Source organism: Enterobacter cloacae complex sp. IR5384 (assembly GCF_049237265.1).
GTDB lineage: Bacteria > Pseudomonadota > Gammaproteobacteria > Enterobacterales > Enterobacteriaceae > Enterobacter > Enterobacter cloacae.
The window spans coordinates 190,804-214,438 of record NZ_JBMKHJ010000004.1 but is presented as its reverse complement, the minus strand read 5'-3'; the positions used below and the strand labels follow the sequence as shown (position 1 = coordinate 214,438).

The following is a 23,635-nucleotide window of genomic DNA, read 5'->3' as shown; positions in this document are numbered from 1 at the left end:
TTTCATTCACCGAATGGATCAGGCACAATGCCCGGCCATCGGGTTTTCTACCTCAAGCATTAATCGCGGGTAGTTAACGCCGGTGATTCTGGTTAACAAAAGCGGTGCAATATGCAAGTTTTTATCATGCGTCACGGCGACGCGGCACTCGATGCCGCCAGTGACTCAGTACGTCCTTTAACCGTCTGCGGCTGCGACGAATCTCGTCAGATGGCGAACTGGCTTAAAGGTCAAAAAGTGGACATTGAACGCGTTCTGGTGAGTCCGTTCCTGCGTGCTGAACAGACGCTGGATGTGGTAGGGGAGTGTATGAACCTGCCGACCAGCGTGGATGTTCTCCCTGAACTCACGCCGTGTGGTGATGTCGGCCTTGTCAGTGCCTACCTGCAGGCGCTGTGCAATGAAGGTGTCGCTTCTGCACTGGTCATTTCCCACCTGCCACTGGTTGGCTATCTGGTATCTGAACTGTGCCCGGGCGAGACGCCACCGATGTTTACAACCTCCGCCATTGCCAACGTCACCCTCGACGAAACCGGCAAAGGGGTCTTCAACTGGCAAATGAGTCCATGCAATCTCCGGATGGCGAAAGCAATCTGAGGTGACGTGCGATAAGGCGGGAGCCACTATGCCTCCCGCCATGTTCTCAGGGCAGTTCTGGCGGTTGCCACTCCTCAACTTCTATCAACACCAGCAAGGCGGCATCTCCGCCGTACTCTTTGGGCGCCTGATGAAACGCCATCACGTGTGGATGCTGAGCCAGCCACAGCGGCGTTTGTTGCTTAAGAACATGTTTACCGTGGCCGTGCATCACGCAGGCACAAAACACATGTTCGCGGCGACAGGCGGCAATCAACGCCCCCAGCTCCTGTTTCGCCTGCATCTGCGTCAAACCATGCAAATCGAGAAACAGCTCGGGTGAATAATCTCCCCGGCGTAATTTTTTCAGCTCAAAGTGGCTGACATCTTCGCGAACGTACTTGACCGCACCCTGCGTGTTAAGCAGCGGCTGAAACTCATCGGAAAAATAGTGGCTATTATCCGCCTGCTCCTGCAATAGCCTTTTGACCGGTACTTCGCTGACTTTTTTGCGCATCGGCCGGTGGACAATGGTGTCCTGCTTGATTTGACGCGTCCCGGTCATGAGCTGACGGAAGAGCGCCTGATCCTCCTCGCTGAGCGATGTTTTCTTTTTCATTCGTCGTTCTCATCTCGTATTTCCGATAGTGTACCCGACTAAACGCATTTTTTAACCTCAAGCGGTACGCGTCATTGCTGATTTATCGCCGTCTTCATGGCAAACTAGCCGCCGAAAATTATGCGAGCATGCCCTGGAGGAAAGAGTGGATAAAATTTTTGTCGATGAAGCAGTAAACGAGCTGCATACCATACAGGACATGTTGCGCTGGTCGGTTAGCCGCTTCAGCGCCGCCAATATCTGGTACGGACACGGCACGGATAACCCGTGGGATGAAGCTGTTCAACTGGTGCTGCCTTCTCTCTACCTGCCGCTCGATATTCCGGAAGACATGCGCACCGCGCGTCTGACCTCCAGCGAAAAGCACCGCATCGTTGAGCGTGTGATCCGCCGCGTGAACGAGCGTATTCCGGTAGCCTATCTGACCAACAAAGCCTGGTTCTGCGGTCACGAATTCTATGTTGATGAACGCGTGCTGGTGCCGCGCTCGCCGATTGGTGAGCTGATCAACAACCACTTCGAAGGGCTGATTAACCGTCAACCGCAGCACATTCTGGATATGTGTACCGGCAGCGGCTGCATTGCCATTGCCTGCGCTTATGCCTTCCCGGAAGCGGAAGTGGACGCGGTGGACATCTCCACCGACGCACTGGCGGTAACCGAGCACAACATTGAAGAACACGGGCTGATCCACCATGTTACGCCTATCCGCTCCGATCTGTTCCGTGACCTGCCGACGCTGCAGTACGATCTGATCGTAACCAACCCGCCGTACGTGGATGCGGAAGATATGTCCGATCTGCCGAACGAATATCGTCACGAGCCAGAATTGGGCCTGGCATCGGGTTCTGACGGCCTGAAGCTGACCCGCCGCATTCTGGCCTGCGCACCGGATTATCTGACCGACGACGGTGTTCTGATTTGTGAAGTGGGCAACAGCATGGTACATCTGATAGAGCAGTACCCGGATGTGCCGTTCACCTGGCTTGAGTTCGACAACGGCGGTGACGGCGTCTTTATGCTGACCAAAGCGCAGCTGCTCGACGCGCGCGAACATTTCAGCATCTACAAAGATTAATCCAGCGGGCTTCGGCCCGTTTCACAACGCTCACACACAAATAACGACATCGGAGCCGTGATGGCAGGAAACAGTATTGGACAAATATTCCGCGTGACCACCTTTGGTGAGTCGCACGGGCTGGCACTGGGCTGTATCGTTGACGGCGTACCGCCAGGCATCGAACTCACCGAAGCCGATTTACAGCACGACCTTGACCGTCGTCGTCCGGGCACCTCTCGCTACACCACGCAGCGTCGCGAGCCGGACCAGGTCAAAATTCTCTCAGGCGTTTTTGAAGGCCGTACCACCGGGACCAGTATTGGTCTGCTGATTGAAAACACTGACCAGCGTTCTCAGGACTACGGTGCCATCAAAGATGTGTTCCGTCCGGGCCACGCTGACTACACCTACGAACAAAAGTACGGTTTTCGCGACTATCGCGGCGGTGGACGCTCCTCCGCCCGTGAAACTGCGATGCGCGTCGCCGCAGGGGCGATTGCCAAGAAATACCTGCAGCAGAAATTTGGCATCGTGATCCGCGGGTGCCTGACCCAGATGGGTGACATTCCGCTGGCCATTAAAGACTGGGAGCAGGTTGAACAAAACCCGTTCTTCTGTGCTGATGTTGAGAAGCTGGAGGCGCTGGACGAGCTGATGCGTGGCCTGAAAAAAGAGGGCGACTCTATCGGTGCAAAAGTGACCGTGGTGGCTGACGGCGTACCGCCAGGCTGGGGTGAGCCTGTATTTGACCGTCTGGACGCGGACATTGCCCACGCGCTGATGAGCATCAATGCGGTGAAGGGCGTCGAAATTGGCGACGGTTTTGACGTGGTTCAGCTTCGCGGCAGCCAGAACCGTGACGAAATTACAAAAGAGGGCTTCCAGAGCAACCATGCGGGTGGCATTCTCGGCGGCATCAGCAGCGGGCAGCAGATTATTGCCAATATCGCGCTGAAGCCAACGTCCAGCATTACCGTGCCGGGCCACACGATTAACCGCTCTGGTGAAGAAGTTGAGATGATCACCAAAGGACGTCACGATCCGTGTGTCGGGATCCGCGCGGTGCCGATCGCAGAAGCCATGCTGGCAATCGTGTTGATGGATCACTTCCTGCGCCAGCGTGCGCAGAATGCGGATGTGACGACCACCATTCCACGCTGGTAACTATGAAAAAAACCGCAATTGCTCTGCTGGCGCTACTCGCCAGTGGGGCCAGTCTGGCCGCCACGCCATGGCAAAAAATCACTCACCCGGTGGCGGGAAGCGCGCAGTCGATTGGTGCGTTCTCCAATGGCTGTATCGTTGGTGCGCAGGAGCTTCCTCTGCAGTCGGATACTTATCAGGTGATGCGTACCGACCAGCGTCGTTACTTCGGCCACCCGGATCTGGTGCTGTTTATCCAGCGTCTGGGTAACCAGGTGCATAACCTGGGGCTGGGTACGATGCTGATTGGCGATATGGGTATGCCTGCTGGCGGTCGTTTCAACGGTGGGCACGCCAGTCACCAGACCGGGCTGGATGTGGATATTTTCCTGCAGTTGCCTAAAACGCGCTGGACCTCGGCCCAACTGCTGAAGCCGCAGGCGCTGGATCTGGTGGCGCGCGACGGCAAAAGCGTTGTGCCGTCGCTGTGGACCCCGGATGTTTTCAGTCTGATTAAGCTGGCAGCGAAGGACAACGAGGTCACGCGGATCTTCGTTAACCCGGCCATCAAGCAGCAGCTCTGCCTGGATGAGGGAACCGATCGCGACTGGCTGCGCAAAGTGCGTCCGTGGTTCCAGCATCGTGCGCATATGCACGTACGTCTGCGCTGCCCGGCAAACAGTCTGGAATGTGAAGATCAGCCGCTACCACCGCCAGGCGATGGCTGCGGTGCGGAACTGCAAAGCTGGTTTGAACCGGCAAAACCTGGAACCTCTAAGCCTGAGAAGAAGACACCGCCTCCGTTGCCGCCTTCCTGCCAGGCGCTACTGGATGAGCATGTACTTTAATGGATAATTTCGTCGACCTGTTTATGGTGTCACCGCTGCTGCTGGTGGTGCTGTTCTTTGTGGCAATGCTGGCCGGTTTTATCGATGCCCTCGCGGGCGGTGGCGGGTTGCTTACCGTTCCGGCGCTGCTGGCGGCGGGCATGAGCCCGGCTCAGGCGCTTGCCACCAACAAGCTTCAGGCCTGCGGCGGGTCCCTTTCCGCGTCGCTCTATTTTATTCGCCGTAAGGTGGTCAATCTAGCCGACCAGAAGCTCAATATTCTGATGACCTTCATCGGCTCAACCTCCGGTGCGCTGTTGGTTCAGCACGTACAGTCTGACATTCTGCGTCAGATCCTGCCGGTGCTGGTCATCTGTATTGGACTCTACTTTCTGCTGATGCCTAAGCTCGGTGAAGAGGACAGGCAGCGTCGGCTGCATGGTCTGCCGTTCGCGCTTATCGCAGGCGGCTGCGTCGGGTTTTACGATGGCTTCTTTGGCCCGGGCGCCGGGTCGTTCTATGCCCTGGCGTTTGTCACGCTGGCCGGATTTAACCTCGCCAAATCAACCGCCCACGCTAAAGTGCTGAATGCCACCTCGAACGTCGGCGGCCTGCTGCTGTTTATCATCGGCGGCAAGGTTATCTGGGCAACCGGGTTTGTGATGATGGCGGGGCAGTTTTTAGGCGCGCGCGCGGGCTCGCGTCTGGTATTAAGCAAAGGACAGAAGCTGATTCGCCCGATGATCGTCATCGTCTCGGCGGTGATGAGCGCCAAGCTTCTTTATGACAGCCATGGACAGGAGATCCTCACCTGGCTGGGGATGAACGCATGAACAGTACGCATAACTATGAACAGCTGATTGAGATTTTTGACGGCTGTTTTGCTGATGATTTTAATACCCGTCTGATTAAAGGCGACGACGAACCGATCTATCTTCCTGCTGATGCAGAGGTGCCCTATAACCGCATCGTGTTTGCGCATGGTTTTTACGCCAGTGGCCTGCATGAGATTTCACACTGGTGCATTGCGGGAAAAGCGCGTCGCGAGCTGGTGGACTTTGGTTACTGGTACTGTCCGGACGGACGTGACGCGGCCACGCAGGGTCAGTTTGAAGATGTGGAAGTCAAACCGCAGGCGCTGGAGTGGCTGTTCTGTGTGGCAGCGGGTTTCCCGTTCAACGTCAGTTGTGACAATCTCGAAGGGGATTTCGAGCCAGACCGTATTCTCTTCCAGCGCCGCGTACATGCGCAGGTGATGGAGTATCTTGAGAAAGGCATCCCGGAACGCCCGGCACGCCTGATCAAGGCTTTACAGAATTATTACCATACGCCGGAGATCACGGCGGAATGCTTCCCGTGGCCGGAAGATCTTTAACAGAGGAAAGAAGATGATCGCAGAATTTGAATCACGCATTCTGGCGTTAATTGATGACATGGTGGAACACGCCAGTGATGATGAGCTGTTCGCCAGCGGTTATCTGCGTGGTCACCTGACGCTGGCCGTTGCCGAGCTGGAAGCCGGGGACGATCACTCTGCCGAAGCCATTCATGATGAAGTGAGCCGCAGCCTGGAAAAAGCCATCCAGGCGGGCGAGCTTTCTCCCCGCGACCAGTCTCTGGTGCTGGGTATGTGGGACAACCTGTTCCAGCAGGCGAAAGCGAAGTAAGCGTTTCACCTCCCTCTCCCTGTGGGAGAGGGCACCCTATTTAACCTGCTTCCCCTTCAGCAATTTCCGCACCCACAAACGATTCGGATTCAGCCCTGCGAGCGTGGTGCTGTCCAGCGGAATGGGCTCATCGCTCATTTGCGCCGCTAACGCTTCAGCCAGCAGCGGTGCAGAACATAACCCGCGCGAGCCCAGCCCGCCCAGCATAAACAGCTCCGGATGAACCGGTGAGACCACAGCCGTCTCCTTGTGTTCAGCCAGATCCTGATACGCCTCAAGCGTTGCCTCATAGTCCGGTACATTTCCCGCCATGGGCAGATGATCGCGGGTGGCGCAGCGTACGCCGCAGCGCGCTTCGCCCCCGCTGACGTCAACCTCTCTCGCCCACGCCGAGTCCGGGAAGCAGTCAATCAGGCGCTGGCGGTTCTGCTGCTGATCTTCCTCGCGGTAATGCGTGTCTGTTTCACCGCGATGGTAACTGGCACCAATGCAATGATGAGCATTAGACGGATTTTGCGGCGTCAGGTAGCCGTCATAGCACAGCACCTGGCGCAGTTGGCTCAGTGCAGGTGCGGTCGGAATATGGCTCACCTGGCCGCCAACCGGATAAACGGGCAATGTCTCTGTCTGGACAAACTGATTGATGTGATGTCCGTTTGCCAGCACAACGCTGGCATGCGTGGCCTCTTTGCCATCGGCAAAGCGCAGGGTCCAGTGGGCTGTACGGCTAAGCGATGCAACCTTATGAGCATAATGCACCGTCAGCCCGCGTGACTGTGCCAGGGTAATCGCCGCAGTGGTCAATTCGGCAGGGCACAGCCAGCCGCCGAGCGGATACTGAATACCGCCGCAGCCCGTCTCAACGCCGGTGGTGTCTGTCACCGTTTGCGCACTTACCGCGCGGGCAATCTCTTCCGGCAGGCCCAGCGACAGCATCTGCGCGATTTTTTGCTGGCTCTTTTCATCCCAGCCGAGCTGCGTCACGCCGCACCAGTCATGATCGAACGCCACCGGAAGGGTGTCGTATACGCGACGGGCAAAGGTAAAGGCCGCGGGGAAAAACTGGAACAGCGCCGGGTCGTGCGCGCTTAAAAGCGGATAAAGGGCTCCCTGACGGTTGCCGGAGGCGCCGTTTGCCGGAGCCGGGTCAGCACAGTAGAGCGTCACCTGCCAGCCGCGGTGTAAAAGCGCGAGCGAAAGCAGGGCGCTGGCAATCCCTCCGCCGATTAACGCCACCTCACGGGAGGCGCTGGCGCGGCGTGCAAACCAGGGCGCCCGGGCGGGGATCGCCAGCGTCTGCTCCATCGTCCCGACCAGCATGTCGCGCTTGCGGCCAAACCCTTTGGTTTTTCGCATCGTAAAGCCTGCTTCCTGTAAGCCGCGGCGGACAAACCCCGCCGAGGTAAAGGTCGCGAGCGTTGCGCCAGGCCGCGCCAGACGCGCCATGGCGCTAAACAGATGCTGACTCCACATCTCCGGGTTTTTGGCTGGCGCAAACCCGTCAAGGAACCACGCGTCCACCTTCTGGTTCATCGAATCATCAAGCTTATCGGTCAGTTCGTTGATATCGCCGAGCCATAAGTCCAGCGTGACGCGTCCACCGTCCAGCAGCAGACGATGGCAACCGCCGATGGCGGGCGGCCACTGCGCCTGAAGCTGTTCAGCCCAAGGGGCAAGCTCCGGCCAGCGCTGGTGCGCCAGGTGCAGGTCGTGCGCGGTGAGTGGAAATTTTTCGAAACTGATGAAATGTAATCTTTGTAGCGTAGCCTCAGGATGGGCAGCGTGAAACTGGTCGAAAGCCTGCCAGAGGGTCAAAAAATTCAGGCCGGTACCGAACCCGCTCTCTGCGACGACAAACAGACTGCGCGGATGGGCGGGAAAGCGTGCGCTGAGCTGATTTCCGTCGAGGAAAACATAGCGGGTTTCTTCCAGTCCGTTATCATTAGAAAAATAGACGTCATCAAAATCTCGGGAAACAGGTGTACCCTCAGCGTTGAATTCGAGGTTGGCGGGTTGTATAGCGTTTTGTTTCACGTAAGTTACTCGTCTGACAGGCAGTGGCACGATCTTAACGATGTGAGTCCATCGGTGCAAATTTCCGCAGAAAATGTCTGATCGGACTTGTTCGGCGTACAAGTGTACGCTATTGTGCGACTCGAAACTTACTATAGTGCGACTTACAGAGGTATTGAATGAAACGTGCAGTGATTACTGGCCTGGGCATTGTTTCCAGCATCGGTAATAACCAGCAGGAAGTCCTGGCATCTCTGCGTGAAGGACGCTCCGGGATCACTTTCTCTGAAGAGTTTAAAGATTCAGGTATGCGTAGCCACGTATGGGGTAACGTCAAACTGGACACCACCGGTTTGATTGACCGTAAAGTGGTTCGTTTCATGAACGATGCCTCTATTTATGCTTATCTCTCCATGCAGGAAGCGATCAAAGATTCTGGCTTGAGCGAAGAGTTTTACCAGAACAACCCGCGCGTGGGTCTGATTGCCGGTTCCGGTGGTTCATCCAAAGCGCAGGTATTCGGTGCTGACGCCATGCGTAGCCCGCGTGGTCTGAAAGCAGTAGGTCCGTACGTGGTAACCAAAGCCATGGGTTCTGCGGTCTCCGCGTGCCTGGCAACCCCATTCAAAATTCACGGTGTAAACTACTCCATCAGTTCTGCATGTGCGACGTCCGCACACTGCATCGGTAATGCTGTTGAGCAGATCCAACTGGGTAAACAGGACATCGTATTTGCTGGCGGCGGCGAAGAGCTGGGCTGGGAAATGGCTTGTGAATTCGACGCAATGGGTGCCCTGTCTACCAAATACAATGAAACCCCGGCTAAAGCATCCCGTACCTATGATGCGCACCGTGACGGTTTTGTTATCGCAGGCGGCGGCGGTATGGTTGTGGTTGAAGAGCTGGAACACGCTCTGGCACGTGGCGCGCACATCTACGCTGAGATCGTGGGCTACGGTGCAACGTCTGACGGCGCTGACATGGTTGCTCCATCCGGCGAAGGCGCGGTGCGCTGCATGAAGATGGCGATGCACGGCGTTGATACCCCAATCGACTACCTGAACTCCCACGGGACTTCTACGCCAGTAGGCGATGTGAAAGAACTGGGTGCGATCCGTGAAGTCTTCGGCGACAACAGCCCGGCAATCTCCGCGACCAAAGCCATGACCGGTCACTCTCTGGGTGCAGCTGGCGTGCAGGAAGCAATCTACTCTCTGCTGATGCTGGAAAATGGCTTTATCGCGCCAAGCATCAACATCGAAGAGATGGACGAGCAGGCAGCGGGCCTGAACATCGTGACCGAAACCACTGAACGTGAGTTGACGACCGTGATGTCCAACAGCTTCGGTTTTGGCGGCACCAACGCCACGCTGGTCATGCGCAAGCTGAAAGCGTAAGCGTTTGAAGGTATAGTAGAAGGGAGCCGCGAGGCTCCCTTTTTTTATGCCTGAACACGGAGTTACGCATGAAGGCCGTTATCCCTGAGAAGAGTACCCCTTCCGGGAACCTTTCCCTTTTCCGTATCGCCTTTGCGGTATTTCTGACCTACATGACCGTTGGCCTGCCGCTGCCTGTTATCCCGCTGTTTGTTCACCAGGAGCTGGGCTACGGCAATACCCTGGTTGGCATCGCCGTGGGTATTCAGTTTTTAGCTACCGTATTAACCCGCGGCTACGCCGGGCGTCTGGCGGACCAGCACGGTGCCAAACGCTCAGCGCTGCAGGGCATGTTTGCCTGCGGGCTGGCGGGCGCAGCGTGGCTGCTTGCCGCGCTTCTGCCGGTCGACGCAGCGTATAAATTTGCCCTGCTGGTGGTGGGACGTTTGATTCTCGGCTTTGGTGAAAGCCAGTTGCTGACCGGCACCCTGACCTGGGGAATGGGGCTGGTAGGCCCTGCGCGCTCGGGCAAGGTGATGTCCTGGAACGGTATGGCTATCTATGGCGCACTCGCGGCAGGTGCGCCGCTGGGGCTGTTGATCCACAGCCAGTTCGGTTTTGCCGCGCTGGCGGCCACCACCATGCTGTTACCGCTGCTGGCATGGGCGTTTAACGGCTCGGTGCGCAAAGTACCTGCCCATAAAGGTGAGCGTCCTTCCCTGTGGAGCGTAATAGGTCAAATCTGGCAGCCGGGGCTGGGGCTGGCGCTACAAGGCGTGGGCTTCGCGGTGATTGGGACATTCGTTTCGCTGTACTTTATGAGCCGCGGCTGGGCGATGGCGGGCTTTACGCTAACCGCCTTTGGTGGGGCGTTTGTCCTGATGCGCGTGCTGTTCGGCTGGATGCCGGATCGCTTTGGTGGCGTGAAGGTGGCCGTGGCGTCGCTGGTGATTGAAACCCTCGGTTTGCTGCTGCTGTGGTATGCCCCTGTGGCCTCCGTTGCCCTTCTCGGAGCGGCACTGACCGGCTGCGGCTGTTCCCTGATCTTCCCGGCGCTGGGGGTTGAGGTGGTAAAACGCGTTGCGCCACAGGTGCGCGGTACGGCGTTGGGCGGTTATGCGGCGTTTCAGGACATCTCATACGGTGTCACCGGACCGCTGGCGGGGCTCCTGGCCACGTCGTTTGGTTATCCGTCCGTCTTCCTGGCAGGTGCGGTTTCAGCCGTTGTTGGGATCGTGGTGACGCTGGTGGCGTTTCGCAGGCCTTGAGCCGTTGTTGCCGGGTGGCGGCTTCGCCTTACCCGGCCTACCGTTCGGGTCGTTGTAGGCCCGGTAAGCGCAGCGCCACCGGGCAAAACATCAGGCAACCAGCCAGAAAATTGCCAGCGCAATCAGTAACGCAATAAACAGTAATCCCGGACGGGCAGAGAGGTTTCTGAAGGTCTCCACCACCGGCGCAAACAGCGGGCTGTAGATCGGCTGAATATCCCTGACTTCCGGCACGCCGCCTTCGCGCTCGGCGCGGCGAATAAAGATCTGATTCAGCAAATCTTGCACCTGCGCGGTGGTCAGTACCGTTTGCGGCGTGGCCTGCCAGGTCTGCTGGGCGTAATCCCGAATCACCTCAAATTCATGCGGCTCCAGCGGCTGCTTCAGTGCCGCCTGTAGCGTATGCAGGGTAGGGGTACTTTGGGTGCTCAGCGTCTGGCGAGCCTGTAGCCAGGTGACCAGATGCGTAAACTGTTTGGCCGGGATCAGCTCGCCCGCTTTCACGCCGGAAAGCTCCAGCATCGACTGCCAGATAAGCTTCGTTGATTCGCCGGTGGCGGCGGCCAGCCTGGTCACCATCTGGTTCAACGTATTGTGTTCAGCAGGCAGCAGCGGACGCTCGGTTGACGGACGCTGTTGCGGTTGCGGAATGGTCAGCTGATTGGTTTGCAGCAGCGTCAGCACGGTTTTCAGCTGCTCTGGCGTTAGCTGGCTCAGGGCGGTCTGGCCAAACTGCTGGCGAATAAAATCACTGACTGCCTGACGGTTGTTGCCCTGGCTCAACAGCTCGGTTAACTGCGCGACAATCTGGCGAGTGGTGTGATTTTGCTGTGCGGCGGTAATACGCTGATTCAGATTTTGCTCGGCCGCAGGGAAGTGGCGCGACTGCAACGGTGCATCGTTGCGGACGCCTAAATCATGCTTTACCCCGGCCCAGACTTCCGCATTTTGCTGTGAAGTGAGCGCGATCAGGCGCGTGATCAGGCGCTCCAGCACGGTGCGCTGTTGCGTGGAAAGCGGTTGTTCACCTGCAACGTTTGGCGTGACAGGGCCTTCACCCGGAGGGCGTGGTGGCGTACCTGAAATAGGCTGCATCGTCAAAAATCCTTAAAGTCAAAACTCAGCGTAAACCCGGCATGCATATATGCCTGGCGGCCAGATTATGGCACACTTGGCAGGTTTTCTTCCTCTCAAACAGGTACTCAGACGTGAAAATCCTCGTTGATGAAAATATGCCTTACGCCCGCGAGCTCTTTAGCCGCCTTGGTAATGTTAAGGCTGTCCCTGGTCGACCCATTCCGGTAAACGAGCTGGATGATGCCGATGCCCTGATGGTGCGCTCGGTGACCAAAGTAAATGAGGCGTTGCTCTCCGGCAAAGCGATTAAATTCGTCGGAACCGCAACGGCCGGGACGGATCATGTGGATGACAAATGGCTTAAGCAGGCGGGGATCGGGTTTTCCGCCGCGCCTGGCTGTAACGCCATTGCGGTAGTGGAATACGTTTTCTCTTCTCTGCTGATGCTGGCAGAGCGCGACGGTTTTGCGCTGAAAGACCGCACCGTAGGCATTGTCGGGGTGGGCAACGTGGGAGGACGCCTGCAAAAACGCCTTGAGGCGTTAGGCATTCGCACCCTGCTGTGTGACCCGCCGCGTAAAGACAACGGTGATGAAGGCGACTTCCGCCCCCTGGATGAGCTGGTTGAAGCATGCGACGTCATCACCTTCCATACGCCCCTCTTCAAAGAGGGGGCCTATAAGACGCTCCATCTTGCTGATGAGGCGCTGATCCGTCGTCTGAAGGCTAGCACTATTCTGATAAATGCCTGTCGTGGCCCGGTCGTCGATAACGCCGCGTTGCTGAAATGTCTGGAAGAGGGGCAGGATCTCAGCGTGGTGCTGGACGTCTGGGAGCCGGAGCCCGATCTCAACGTTGCGCTGCTGAACAAGGTCGACGTTGCAACCGCGCATATTGCGGGTTATACGCTCGAAGGAAAGGCCCGTGGTACAACCCAGGTCTTTGAGGCCTATAGCGCCTTTATTGGCCGTCCGCAGCAGGTGGCGCTGGACACCTTACTCCCCGCGCCTGAATTTGGCCGCATTACCCTGCATGGCCCGCTCGATCAGGCAACGCTGAAAAGGCTGGTGCATTTGGTGTATGATGTGCGCCGCGATGATGCGCTGCTGCGTAAAGTGGCGGGGATCCCGGGGGAGTTTGACAAGCTGCGCAAGAATTACGTTGAGCGCCGTGAATGGTCTTCTCTGTATGTCATGTGCGATGACGCGTCGGCGGCAGCGCTGCTGCATAAACTGGGTTTTAACGCCGTTCATCACCCGGCGCATTAATGTCTTCTTAACGCTCCCTGTTGGATACTCCGACAGGGACGCTTTTTTATTTCTGGAGTAAACCACCATGTCTGAAGGCTGGAACATTGCCATTTTAGGTGCCACGGGTGCCGTGGGTGAAGCCCTGCTCGAAACCCTTGCTGAGCGTCAGTTCCCGGTGGGTGATATCTATGCACTGGCGCGCACTGACAGCGCCGGTGAGCATCTGCGTTTTGGCGGCAAATCCGTCATGGTTCAGGATGCCGCCGAATTCGACTGGACGCAGGCGCAGCTGGCCTTTTTTGCGGCAGGTGCTGAAGCCACCGCGTCGTACATTGAAGACGCGACGAATTCTGGCTGTCTGGTGATCGATCTGAGCGGCCTGTTCTCGATGGAGCCGGATGTCCCGCTGGTGGTGCCGGACGTGAACCCGTTTGTCCTGGCCGACTACCGTAACCGCAATATCATTGCGGTTCCCAATAGCCTGACCAGCCAGCTGCTGACCGCTCTTAAACCTTTAATCGACGATGGCGGTCTGTCGCGTATCACCGTGACCAGCCTGCTTTCCGCTTCTGCGCAAGGCAAAAAGGCCGTCGACGCGCTGGCCGGACAGAGTGCGAAGCTCCTGAACGGCATCCCGATTGACGAAGACGATTTCTTCGGCCGTCAGCTGGCATTCAATATGCTGCCGCTGCTGCCGGATCGTGAAGGCTCCGTGCGTGAAGAGCGCCGTATCGTCGACGAAGCGCGCAAAATTCTGCAGGACGAGGGGCTGATGATCTCCGCAAACGTCGTGCAGTCGCCGGTCTTTTACGGTCATGCGCAGATGGTAGGTTTCGAAGCCCTGCGTCCGCTGGCCGCTGAAGAAGCGCGTGATGCGTTCGGCCGCGGTGAAGACATTGTGCTCTCCGAAGAGAGTGAATTCCCGACGCAGGTTGGCGATGCCACCGGCAGCGCACACCTCTCGGTGGGCTGCGTACGGAATGATTACGGTATGCCGGAGCAGGTTCAGTTCTGGTCCGTAGCCGATAACGTGCGCTTCGGCGGCGCGCTGATGGCGGTCAAAATCGCTGAAAAACTGGTGCAGGAGTATCTGTACTGATGTCAGACGTGGAACAAAAGCCGGTTCATAAAGTCGCCCTCGGTATCGAGTACGACGGCAGTAAATATTATGGCTGGCAGCGTCAAAATGAGGTGCGCAGTGTCCAGGAAAAACTGGAGAAAGCGCTCTCTCAGGTGGCGAACGAACCGATTAACGTCCTGTGTGCAGGACGCACTGACGCCGGTGTCCACGGAACGGGGCAGGTGGTTCACTTTGAAACCACCGCCGTGCGCAAGGACGCTGCCTGGACGTTGGGTGTAAATGCGAATTTACCTGGTGACATTGCGGTGCGCTGGGTGAAAGCTGTGCCGGATGATTTTCATGCGCGTTTCAGCGCCACTGCGCGCCGTTATCGCTATGTCATCTACAATCAGCGTCTTCGTCCGGCGGTGTTAAGCCAGGGCGTGACGCATTTTTATGAACCGCTGGATGCAGAACGTATGCATCGTGCGGCGCAGTGTCTGATTGGTGAAAATGACTTTACCTCGTTCCGTGCGGTGCAGTGTCAGTCCCGCACGCCGTGGCGTAACGTCATGCACATAAACGTCAGCCGTTTTGGCGCGTATGTGGTGGTGGATATCAAAGCCAATGCCTTTGTACATCATATGGTGCGGAATATTGTGGGCAGCCTGATGGACGTGGGTGCCGGACACCAGCCGGAGAGCTGGATTGCAGAACTGCTGGCAGCGAAGGACAGAACGCTTGCGGCAGCAACGGCGAAAGCGGAAGGGCTGTATCTGGTCTCGGTGGACTATCCGGACCGGTTTGACCTGCCAAAACCGCCAATGGGCCCGCTGTTCCTGGCGGACTAAACAAAGGTGCAATTAAGGCTTAGACAATATGGACGTAATACGTTTTCTGATTGATTTCATTCTGCATATTGATGTTCACCTGGCGGAGCTGGTCGCGCAGTATGGCGTCTGGGTGTATGCCATTCTGTTCCTCATTCTGTTCTGTGAAACCGGTCTGGTAGTCACGCCGTTTCTACCGGGGGATTCGCTGCTGTTCGTCGCGGGGGCGTTATCTGCGCTGCCTGGCAACGATTTGAATGTGCACATAATGGTGGTGCTGATGGTGATCGCCGCAATTGTCGGTGACGCGGTCAACTACACCATTGGACGGGTCTTCGGTGAGCGCTTATTCAGCAATCCGGACTCAAAAATATTCCGTCGTAGCTATTTAGATAAAACCCATGCGTTTTATGAGCGCCACGGTGGAAAAACTATTATCCTTGCGCGTTTTGTGCCTATTGTGCGTACATTTGCGCCATTTGTGGCGGGAATGGGGCACATGTCCTATCGTCATTTTGCGGCATACAACGTCATTGGCGCGCTGCTGTGGGTGCTGCTCTTTACCTATGCAGGCTACCTGTTTGGCGATCTCCCTGTAGTTCAGGAAAACCTTAAGTTACTGATTGTAGCGATTATTGTGCTTTCTGTTTTACCGGGTGTTATCGAAATTATTCGTCACAAGCGCGCGGCAGCAAAGCAAGCGAAGTAAATGCACGCAGGCGGTTCGACCACTTTTTTATCCAAAGTTTCGGGCTGTTATGTTTTAATGTGCAACATTCATGGTCTGTTGGAGGCAAAAATGGCATTATTCGCCTCTTACAGCAAAACTGGCATACGACCAGGTTCAGGCAGAAAGGTTATCAATGAGCTGGATTGAACGAATTAAAAGCAACATTACCCCAACGCGTAAAGCGAGCATTCCTGAAGGGGTATGGACGAAGTGTGATAGCTGTGGTCAGGTTCTGTATCGCGCAGAACTGGAACGCAATCTTGAGGTGTGTCCGAAGTGTGACCACCACATGCGCATGACGGCGCGTAATCGCCTGCACAGCCTGCTGGACGAAGGTTCTCTGGTAGAACTGGGTAGCGAGCTTGAGCCAAAAGATGTGCTCAAGTTCCGTGATTCCAAAAAATATAAAGATCGTCTGGCCTCTGCACAGAAAGAGACCGGCGAGAAAGACGCGCTGGTCGTGATGAAAGGCACCCTGCACGAGATGCCGGTAGTGGCCGCCGCGTTTGAGTTCTCCTTCATGGGTGGCTCAATGGGTTCCGTGGTCGGTGCGCGCTTTGTGCGTGCTGTTGAGCAGGCGCTGGAAGACAACTGCCCGCTGATCTGCTTCTCCGCCTCTGGCGGTGCACGTATGCAGGAAGCGCTGATGTCCCTGATGCAGATGGCGAAAACCTCTGCTGCGCTGGCTAAAATGCAGGAGCGCGGTCTGCCGTACATCTCTGTACTGACCGACCCAACCATGGGTGGCGTCTCTGCAAGCTTTGCGATGCTGGGCGATCTGAACATCGCTGAGCCAAAAGCGCTGATCGGCTTTGCTGGTCCTCGCGTTATTGAGCAGACCGTACGTGAAAAACTGCCGCCGGGCTTCCAGCGCAGTGAGTTCCTCATTGAGAAAGGCGCGATTGACATGATCGTCCGCCGCCCGGAAATGCGCCTGAAACTGGCGAGCATCCTGGCGAAGCTGATGAATCTGCCGGCGCCGAACCCGGATGAGCCGCGCGAAGGCGTGGTAGTACCGGATCAGGAACCCGAGGCCTGATAACTGAAAAGGGCAGGGCCGGTTGGCGCTGCCCTTTTGCTTTATAAACTGTTAATGACAACCGGGCATCATGGAAAATAAAAGCATTCCCCAAGCCACGTCGCCCCTGGCCACGTGGCTTTCTTATCTGGAAAACCTGCACAGTAAAACCATTGATATGGGGCTTGAACGCGTAAGCCAGGTTGCTGCGCGTCTCGATGTGCTGAAACCTGCGCCGTTTGTTTTTACCGTCGCCGGAACCAACGGTAAAGGCACCACCTGCCGTACGCTTGAAGCTGTCCTGATGGCTGCCGGTTACAAGGTTGGTGTCTACAGCTCTCCGCACCTGGTACGTTATACCGAGCGGGTTCGCGTGCAAAACAGCGAACTGCCAGAGTCTGCGCATACGGCGTCGTTCGCAGAAATTGAAGCGGCGCGCGGTGAGATTTCATTAACCTATTTCGAATACGGCACTCTGTCGGCGCTGTGGCTGTTTAAACAGGCGCAACTGGACGTGGTGATTCTGGAAGTGGGCCTCGGCGGGCGTCTGGATGCCACCAATATGGTGGATGCCGATGTGGCGGTGGTCACCAGCATTGCCCTGGATCATACCGACTGGCTGGGCCCCGATCGCGAAAGTATTGGCCGTGAGAAGGCCGGTATTTTCCGCACGAATAAGCCCGCGGTGGTTGGCGAGCCGGATATGCCGCACACCATTGCCGACGTGGCAAAAGAGAAGGGCGCTCACCTGCTGCGCCGGGGTGTGGACTGGCAGTATGAGGTTCAGAACAACGGCTGGCGCTTCACCGATGCGCAGGGAACGCTGGAGAATCTGCCCCTGCCGCAGGTACCGCAACCTAATGCCGCCACCGCCCTGGCGGCATTGCGCGCAAGCGGGCTGGCGGTGAGCGAACAGGCCATCCGCGACGGTATTCAGAATGCGATTCTGCCCGGGCGTTTTCAGATTGTCAGCGACGCTCCGCGGCTGATACTGGATGTCGCGCATAACCCGCATGCTGCGGCGTATCTCGCCGCGCGTCTCAAATCGTTACCAAAAACCGGGCGCGTGCTGGCGGTTATCGGTATGCTTCATGATAAAGATATCGGCGGTACGCTGGCTTGCATGGAGAGTGTGGTCGATAGCTGGTATTGTGCTCCTCTGGAGGGGCCGCGCGGTGCGACGGCTGAGCAGTTGCTGGAACATCTCGGCAAAGGCGCAATCTACAATAGCGTGGCTCAGGCCTGGCAAGCCGCGATGGCGGATGCTAAACCAGAAGATACCGTGCTGGTGTGTGGTTCGTTCCACACGGTGGCACATGTCATGGAAGTGATGGACGCGGGGAGAACCGGTGGCGAGTAAGTTTCAGAACCGTTTAACAGGAACCATTGTGCTGGTCGCGCTCGGGGTGATTATCCTCCCGGGTCTGCTCGACGGGCAGAAAAAGCATTACCAGGATGAATTTGCAGCCATTCCGCTGGTGCCGAAGCCGGGCGATCGCGACGAACCGGATATGCTGCCTGCGGCGACCCAGGCGCTGCCTGCTCAGCCGCCGGAAGGGGCGGCTGAAGAGGTGCGTGCCGGGGATGCGGCCGCGCCGTCCCTCGATCCGTCTCGTCTGGCGGCGAATAACAACATCGAAATCGATCCGGTGCCGGTAGAGCAGCCGAAACCGGTTGAAAAACCGAAGCCGGTGGAAAAAACACAGCCGAAACCGCAGCGGGATAAAGCAGCAGAACAACTGGCCGCGGCTTCAGAGACGCCGCCTGCGGCAAAACCGGCCCAGCAAGAGGCTGCACCGACGGGTAAAGCCTACGTTGTGCAGTTGGGTGCGCTGAAAAATGCCGATAAGGTCAATGAGGTAGTGGGTAAGCTGCGCAGTGCGGGTTATCGCGTTTACACTTCACCTTCCACGCCGGTGCAGGGTAAAATCACCCGTATCCTTGTGGGGCCAGAAGCGTCTAAGGATAAGCTCAAAGGCTCGCTCGGTGAGCTGAAGCAGATCTCTGGCCTGAGCGGTGTGGTGATGAACTACAGCGCGAACTGATAAGGTTCCCCTCACCCCGGCCCTCTTCCCAAAGGGGAGAGGGTGAGGGGGAGTGGCAGACGTCCAAAGAGACGTAATAAGCCAACGGCGTTGAACATTTTTTCAGCGCCTTTTTTATTTACGCGCGGGAAGGAAATCCCTACGCAAACGTTTTCTTTTTCTGTTAGAATTCGCCCCGAACTGGATGACAGGGCGTTAAATCGTGGGACACATATGGTCTGGATTGATTACGCCATCATTGCGGTGATTGGTTTTTCCTGTCTGGTTAGCCTGATCCGTGGCTTTGTTCGTGAAGCGTTATCGCTGGTGACTTGGGGTTGTGCTTTCTTTGTTGCCAGTCATTACTACACTTACCTGTCTGTCTGGTTCACGGGCTTTGAAGATGAACTGGTCCGAAATGGAATCGCCATCGCGGTGCTGTTTATCGCGACGCTGATTGTCGGCGCTATCGTGAATTACGTGATAGGTCAGCTGGTCGAGAAAACCGGTCTGTCAGGAACGGACAGGGTGCTCGGGATCTGTTTCGGGGCATTACGAGGCGTGCTGATTGTGGCCGCGATACTGTTCTTCCTGGATACCTTTACCGGGTTCTCCAAAAGCGAAGACTGGCAGAAATCGCAGCTCATTCCAGAGTTCAGCTTCATCATCAGGTGGTTCTTTGACTATCTGCAAAGCTCGTCGAGTTTCTTGCCCAGAGCGTAACCCGCTCTGAGATGTGGCTTAACGAGGAAAAGACGAATGTGCGGTATTGTCGGTATCGCCGGTTTCATGCCGGTAAACCAGTCGATTTATGACGCGTTAACGGTGCTTCAGCACCGTGGGCAGGATGCTGCGGGTATCATCACCATTGATGCAAACAACTGCTTCCGTTTACGTAAGGCGAATGGCCTGGTAAACGATGTGTTTGAAGCCCGCCATATGCAGCGTCTGCAAGGTAATATGGGGATCGGTCACGTTCGTTATCCTACTGCTGGCAGTTCCAGCGCCTCTGAGGCACAGCCTTTCTACGTCAACTCACCGTATGGCATCACGCTTGCTCACAACGGCAACCTGACCAACGCGCATGAGCTGCGTAAAAAGCTGTTTGAAGAGAAACGTCGCCACATTAACACCACCTCTGATTCAGAAATCCTGCTCAACGTGTTCGCGAGCGAGCTGGATAATTTCCGCCACTATCCGCTGGAAGCAGACAATATCTTTGCCGCCGTTGCTGCGACAAACCGCCAGATCCGCGGTGCCTACGCCTGCGTGGCGATGATTATCGGTCACGGAATGGTCGCCTTCCGCGATCCAAACGGTATCCGCCCGCTGGTGCTCGGTAAGCGTGACCTGGGTGATGGCCGTACCGAATATATGGTTGCCTCTGAAAGCGTGGCGCTGGACACCCTGGGCTTCGAATTCTTGCGTGATGTAGCCCCTGGCGAAGCGGTCTATATCACTGAGAAGGGCCAGCTGTTTACCCGCCAGTGTGCAGACAACCCGGTCAGCAACCCGTGCCTGTTCGAATACGTGTATTTTGCCCGTCCGGACTCGTTTATCGATAAGATCTCCGTCTACAGCGCCCGCGTGAACATGGGAACCAAGCTGGGTGAGAAGATTGCCCGCGAGTGGGACGATCTGGACATCGACGTGGTCATTCCTATCCCGGAAACGTCCTGTGATATCGCGCTGGAAATCGCCCGCATTCTGGATAAGCCATACCGTCAGGGCTTCGTGAAGAACCGCTACGTTGGCCGTACCTTTATCATGCCGGGTCAGCAGCTGCGCCGTAAGTCCGTGCGTCGTAAACTGAACGCTAACCGCGCTGAGTTCCGCGACAAGAACGTGCTGCTGGTGGATGACTCCATTGTACGTGGCACCACCTCAGAGCAGATTATCGAGATGGCGCGTGAAGCCGGTGCGAAGAAAGTGTATCTGGCCTCTGCGGCGCCAGAGATTCGCTTCCCGAACGTGTATGGCATTGATATGCCTACCGCGAACGAGCTGATTGCCCACGGCCGTGAAGTGGACGAGATTCGCCAGATCATCGGTGCCGATGGCCTGATTTTCCAGGATCTGAACGATCTTATCGACGCGGTGCGCGCCGAGAACCCGGATATTCAGCAGTTTGAATGTTCCGTGTTTAACGGGGTTTACGTCACCAAAGATGTTGATCAGCAGTATCTGGACTATCTCGATTCGCTGCGCAACGACGATGCGAAAGCCGTCCAGCTGCAAAACGATCTCGAAAGCTTAGAGATGCACAACGAAGGTTAATTGTGCAGGCAGGTGAGGGCCTTCGCCCTCACTTGCAACTCCCCGCAAAATCCTGCACAGTCTGCCCTGAAATCAGTAAGGGCGAAAATCATGAAACGACTCATTGTTGGGCTTAGCGGCGCCAGTGGCGCGATCTACGGCGTGCGTCTGCTGCAGGTGCTGCGTGACGTGGCGGAAGTCGAAACCCATCTGGTGGTGAGCCAGGCTGCGCGTCAGACCCTCTCCCTCGAAACCGATCTCTCCCTGCGCGATGTCCAGGGGCTGGCGGATGTGGTACACGATGCCCGCGATATCGCTGCCAGCATCTCCTCCGGCTCGTTTAAAACCGCGGGCATGGTGATATTGCCTTGTTCAATTAAGACCCTCTCCGGCATCGTTAACAGCTATACCGACACGCTGGTGACGCGTGCGGCGGACGTGGTGCTGAAGGAGCGTCGTCCTCTGGTGCTTTGCGTGCGCGAAACGCCGCTGCATCTGGGGCATCTGCGTTTAATGACCCAGGCCGCTGAACTGGGCGCGGTGATCATGCCGCCGGTGCCGGCGTTTTATCATCGTCCGGCCTCGCTCGATGACGTGATTAATCAGACAGTGAACCGCGTGCTGGATCAGTTTGATATCGACCTGCCCGAAGACCTCTTCACCCGCTGGCAGGGCGCCTGATTCTGTGCACAAACAGCGTGCATGAACAGAGACGATGCCCTGTTTCAGGGCAAAATTGCAACGGCGATCATATCCTCGACATTTAATTCGTTTTTTCCCTTTTTCTCTTTCCGGTTCGTTCGGCAGACCTGCTATCTTTCACCATTAAGGCAATATCGCAACGTTTTATTAACATATTTAACGTCGAAGTTTTGACCCGACGGCAATGTGGCATAAGACCTGCAAGAGAAGCCTGCAACACAACACACAACACAATACATAATAAAATCACGGTACTTGAGGGTAAATGTATGAAGAAGACGGTTCTGGCTCTGTCTTTGCTGGTGGGGTTAAGTGCAGCAGCAGGTAGCTATGCAGCGCTTCCACAGACAGTGCGTATCGGTACAGACGCAACCTACGCGCCATTCTCTTCCAAGGATGCGAAAGGCGATTTCGTAGGGTTTGATATCGATCTGGGTAATGAGATGTGCAAACGCATTGCGGTGAAATGCACATGGGTGGGCAGCGACTTTGACGCGTTAATTCCGTCGCTGAAAGCCAAGAAAATCGACGCCATTATCTCTTCTCTTTCCATCACCGAAAAACGTCAGCAGGAGATTGCCTTCTCTGACAAGCTCTACGCCGCGGATTCCCGTCTGATTGCGGCAAAAGGCTCCCCCATTCAGCCAACCATTGACTCCCTGAAAGGCAAGCATGTCGGCGTGCTGCAGGGGTCGACTCAGGAAGGTTATGCCAATGCAAACTGGCGTGAGAAGGGCGTTGACATGGTGGCTTACCAGAACCAGGATCTGATTTATTCTGACCTGGCGGCCGGTCGTCTGGATGCGGCATTCCAGGATGAGGTTGCCGCAAGTGAAGGCTTCCTGAAACAGCCGGCAGGTAAAGACTACGCCTTTGCTGGCCCGTCCGTGAAAGACAAAAAATACTTTGGTGACGGCACCGGTATTGGCCTGCGTAAAGATGATACCGAGCTGAAAGCCGCCTTCGACAAAGCGTTTGCAGAACTGCGCAAAGACGGTACCTACGACAAACTGGCGAAGAAATACTTCGACTTCAACGTCTACGGTGATTGATACTCGATGATGGTGCACTGTTCTGGTGCATTGCGGGTGTGATTGATCCAATATGGTGCGTTTCGTGCACCGTATTGGATCGCTGTGTGCATACTTACGCATTTATCATGCAAAAAATCTCGCCTGAAAGGCATTAATCTTTGCCTGATGGCGTGGATTGATGGCACATTAGCACCACCCCGTCGTCGTAAAAATCACGTAAGAAGACAGTTTGTTGAGGACAGATATGAAAAAACTCGTGTTGTCGTTATCTCTGGTGCTGGCCTTTTCCAGCGCTACCGCGGCGTTCGCAGCAATTCCGCAGAAAATTCGTATTGGTACCGACCCTACCTATGCCCCGTTCGAATCTAAGAATTCGAAGGGTGAACTGGTCGGTTTTGACATTGATCTGGCCAATGAGCTGTGCAAACGCATCAAAGCGCAGTGTACCTACGTTGAGAACCCGCTGGATGCACTGATCCCATCACTGAAAGCCAAAAAAATCGACGTTATCATGTCCTCGCTTTCCATCACTGAAAAACGTCAGCAGGAGATTGCCTTCACCGACAAACTCTATGCGGCAGATTCTCGTCTGGTGGTGGCTAAATCGTCTGATATCCAGCCTACCCTCGAATCACTGAAAGGCAAACGCGTGGGCGTGCTGCAGGGCACTACCCAGGAAACCTACGGTAATGAACACTGGGCACCGAAGGGGATTGAAATCGTCTCTTATCAGGGCCAGGAAAATATCTACGCTGATCTGACGGCAGGCCGTATCGACGCCGCTTTCCAGGATGAAGTCGCCGCGAGCGAAGGCTTCCTGAAGACGCCGGTAGGTAAAGATTACAAATTTGGCGGCCCATCCATTAAAGATGTGAAGTTGTTTGGTGTCGGCACCGGTATGGGCCTGCGTAAAGAAGACAACGAGCTGCGCGAAGCGCTGAACAAAGCGTTTGCTGAAATGCGCGCTGACGGCACGTACGACAAACTGGCGAAAAAGTACTTCGATTTTAATGTTTACGGCGGCTAATCGCCCCGTCAAATAACGTGCGGCCCCTCCCGCTCAGGGAGGGGATAAGACACGGTCCATCACTCACGATACGACAGG

At 56.2% G+C, this 23,635-nt stretch carries 24 protein-coding genes; 21 read left to right on the top strand and 3 right to left on the bottom strand.

Annotation, left to right across the window (positions count from 1 at the left end):
- Positions 1 to 111: 111 nt before the first annotated feature.
- Positions 112 to 597 (top strand): phosphohistidine phosphatase SixA, encoded by a 486-nt coding sequence (sixA, locus tag ACOTX3_RS05865; protein WP_014832802.1) that lies wholly within the window; start codon positions 112 to 114, stop codon positions 595 to 597.
- A gap of 46 nt (positions 598 to 643) precedes the next feature.
- On the opposite strand, the gene smrB is transcribed toward sixA, so the two are convergent.
- Complete coding sequence (smrB, locus tag ACOTX3_RS05860) at positions 644 to 1,195, bottom strand: endonuclease SmrB (RefSeq protein ID WP_013098153.1); 552 nt, start codon at positions 1,193 to 1,195, stop codon at positions 644 to 646.
- 145 nt (positions 1,196 to 1,340) lie between these two features.
- Here smrB and prmB point away from each other — a divergent pair, with 145 nt between their 5' ends.
- From prmB to ACOTX3_RS05830, 6 genes are read left to right on the top strand one after another with little or no spacing between them, the layout of a single operon-like run.
- Positions 1,341 to 2,273 (top strand): 50S ribosomal protein L3 N(5)-glutamine methyltransferase, encoded by a 933-nt coding sequence (gene prmB / locus ACOTX3_RS05855; protein WP_013098152.1) that lies wholly within the window; start codon positions 1,341 to 1,343, stop codon positions 2,271 to 2,273.
- A gap of 60 nt (positions 2,274 to 2,333) precedes the next feature.
- Positions 2,334 to 3,419, top strand: a complete 1,086-nt coding sequence (gene aroC / locus ACOTX3_RS05850) for a chorismate synthase (RefSeq protein WP_023619788.1) — start codon at positions 2,334 to 2,336, stop codon at positions 3,417 to 3,419.
- 2 nt (positions 3,420 to 3,421) lie between these two features.
- Positions 3,422 to 4,246, top strand: coding sequence for a penicillin-insensitive murein endopeptidase (gene mepA, locus ACOTX3_RS05845; protein ID WP_020690615.1), 825 nt, complete (start codon positions 3,422 to 3,424; stop codon positions 4,244 to 4,246).
- Positions 4,246 to 5,058, top strand: coding sequence for a sulfite exporter TauE/SafE family protein (locus tag ACOTX3_RS05840; RefSeq protein WP_013098149.1), 813 nt, complete (start codon positions 4,246 to 4,248; stop codon positions 5,056 to 5,058). The genes mepA and ACOTX3_RS05840 overlap by 1 nt, the downstream gene beginning before the upstream one ends.
- Positions 5,055 to 5,600 (top strand): elongation factor P hydroxylase, encoded by a 546-nt coding sequence (locus tag ACOTX3_RS05835; protein WP_013098148.1) that lies wholly within the window; start codon positions 5,055 to 5,057, stop codon positions 5,598 to 5,600. The genes ACOTX3_RS05840 and ACOTX3_RS05835 overlap by 4 nt, the downstream gene beginning before the upstream one ends.
- A 13-nt stretch (positions 5,601 to 5,613) precedes the next feature.
- Positions 5,614 to 5,892 carry a YfcL family protein gene (locus ACOTX3_RS05830; protein WP_013098147.1) on the top strand — a complete coding sequence of 93 codons (279 nt, stop codon included), beginning with the start codon at positions 5,614 to 5,616 and terminating at the stop codon, positions 5,890 to 5,892.
- 36 nt (positions 5,893 to 5,928) lie between these two features.
- Here the strand turns inward: ACOTX3_RS05830 and mnmC are convergent, their stop codons facing one another.
- Complete coding sequence (mnmC, locus tag ACOTX3_RS05825) at positions 5,929 to 7,926, bottom strand: bifunctional tRNA (5-methylaminomethyl-2-thiouridine)(34)-methyltransferase MnmD/FAD-dependent 5-carboxymethylaminomethyl-2-thiouridine(34) oxidoreductase MnmC (protein ID WP_058678207.1); 1,998 nt, start codon at positions 7,924 to 7,926, stop codon at positions 5,929 to 5,931.
- Between the two features lie 158 nt (positions 7,927 to 8,084).
- On the opposite strand from mnmC, the gene fabB reads away from it, so the two are divergent.
- Positions 8,085 to 9,302 carry a beta-ketoacyl-ACP synthase I gene (gene fabB, locus ACOTX3_RS05820; RefSeq protein ID WP_058678206.1) on the top strand — a complete coding sequence of 406 codons (1,218 nt, stop codon included), beginning with the start codon at positions 8,085 to 8,087 and terminating at the stop codon, positions 9,300 to 9,302.
- A gap of 68 nt (positions 9,303 to 9,370) precedes the next feature.
- On the top strand, positions 9,371 to 10,549 hold the full coding sequence (locus tag ACOTX3_RS05815) for an MFS transporter (RefSeq protein ID WP_047023797.1): 1,179 nt from the start codon (positions 9,371 to 9,373) through the stop codon (positions 10,547 to 10,549).
- A 90-nt stretch (positions 10,550 to 10,639) separates the two neighbouring features.
- Here ACOTX3_RS05815 and flk read toward each other — a convergent pair whose 3' ends face one another.
- Entirely contained in the window at positions 10,640 to 11,644 is a 1,005-nt protein-coding gene (gene flk / locus ACOTX3_RS05810; RefSeq protein WP_045903398.1) for a flagella biosynthesis regulator Flk, read from the bottom strand.
- Positions 11,645 to 11,757: 113 nt separating this feature from the next.
- Here flk and pdxB point away from each other — a divergent pair, with 113 nt between their 5' ends.
- The 12 genes from pdxB (at position 11,758) to hisJ (ending at position 23,557) form a co-directional block, all read left to right on the top strand.
- On the top strand, positions 11,758 to 12,894 hold the full coding sequence (gene pdxB / locus ACOTX3_RS05805; protein WP_058678205.1) for a 4-phosphoerythronate dehydrogenase PdxB: 1,137 nt from the start codon (positions 11,758 to 11,760) through the stop codon (positions 12,892 to 12,894).
- A 67-nt stretch (positions 12,895 to 12,961) separates the two neighbouring features.
- On the top strand, positions 12,962 to 13,975 hold the full coding sequence (locus tag ACOTX3_RS05800; RefSeq protein ID WP_013098141.1) for an aspartate-semialdehyde dehydrogenase: 1,014 nt from the start codon (positions 12,962 to 12,964) through the stop codon (positions 13,973 to 13,975).
- Positions 13,975 to 14,787 (top strand): tRNA pseudouridine(38-40) synthase TruA, encoded by an 813-nt coding sequence (gene truA, locus ACOTX3_RS05795; RefSeq protein ID WP_058678204.1) that lies wholly within the window; start codon positions 13,975 to 13,977, stop codon positions 14,785 to 14,787. The genes ACOTX3_RS05800 and truA overlap by 1 nt, the downstream gene beginning before the upstream one ends.
- A gap of 28 nt (positions 14,788 to 14,815) precedes the next feature.
- Positions 14,816 to 15,475, top strand: coding sequence for a DedA family protein (locus tag ACOTX3_RS05790; RefSeq protein ID WP_013098139.1), 660 nt, complete (start codon positions 14,816 to 14,818; stop codon positions 15,473 to 15,475).
- Positions 15,476 to 15,629: 154 nt separating this feature from the next.
- Positions 15,630 to 16,535 carry an acetyl-CoA carboxylase, carboxyltransferase subunit beta gene (accD, locus tag ACOTX3_RS05785; RefSeq protein WP_013098138.1) on the top strand — a complete coding sequence of 302 codons (906 nt, stop codon included), beginning with the start codon at positions 15,630 to 15,632 and terminating at the stop codon, positions 16,533 to 16,535.
- A gap of 70 nt (positions 16,536 to 16,605) precedes the next feature.
- Positions 16,606 to 17,874: a bifunctional tetrahydrofolate synthase/dihydrofolate synthase gene (gene folC, locus ACOTX3_RS05780; protein WP_058662059.1), complete on the top strand. Its 1,269-nt coding sequence runs from the start codon at positions 16,606 to 16,608 to the stop codon at positions 17,872 to 17,874.
- Positions 17,864 to 18,559, top strand: a complete 696-nt coding sequence (dedD, locus tag ACOTX3_RS05775; RefSeq protein WP_014832787.1) for a cell division protein DedD — start codon at positions 17,864 to 17,866, stop codon at positions 18,557 to 18,559. Before folC ends, dedD begins: the two co-directional genes overlap by 11 nt.
- Positions 18,560 to 18,772: 213 nt before the next feature.
- Entirely contained in the window at positions 18,773 to 19,261 is a 489-nt protein-coding gene (cvpA, locus tag ACOTX3_RS05770) for a colicin V production protein (protein WP_000262116.1), read from the top strand.
- A gap of 36 nt (positions 19,262 to 19,297) precedes the next feature.
- Positions 19,298 to 20,815 carry an amidophosphoribosyltransferase gene (gene purF, locus ACOTX3_RS05765; RefSeq protein WP_014832786.1) on the top strand — a complete coding sequence of 506 codons (1,518 nt, stop codon included), beginning with the start codon at positions 19,298 to 19,300 and terminating at the stop codon, positions 20,813 to 20,815.
- 90 nt (positions 20,816 to 20,905) lie between these two features.
- On the top strand, positions 20,906 to 21,475 hold the full coding sequence (locus ACOTX3_RS05760; RefSeq protein ID WP_058678203.1) for a UbiX family flavin prenyltransferase: 570 nt from the start codon (positions 20,906 to 20,908) through the stop codon (positions 21,473 to 21,475).
- Between the two features lie 290 nt (positions 21,476 to 21,765).
- The gene (gene argT / locus ACOTX3_RS05755; RefSeq protein WP_058678202.1) at positions 21,766 to 22,548 is read left to right on the top strand and encodes a lysine/arginine/ornithine ABC transporter substrate-binding protein ArgT; all 783 of its coding nucleotides are present in this window, start codon (positions 21,766 to 21,768) and stop codon (positions 22,546 to 22,548) included.
- 226 nt (positions 22,549 to 22,774) lie between these two features.
- Positions 22,775 to 23,557 carry a histidine ABC transporter substrate-binding protein HisJ gene (hisJ, locus tag ACOTX3_RS05750; RefSeq protein ID WP_008502592.1) on the top strand — a complete coding sequence of 261 codons (783 nt, stop codon included), beginning with the start codon at positions 22,775 to 22,777 and terminating at the stop codon, positions 23,555 to 23,557.
- Positions 23,558 to 23,635 lie beyond the last annotated feature (78 nt).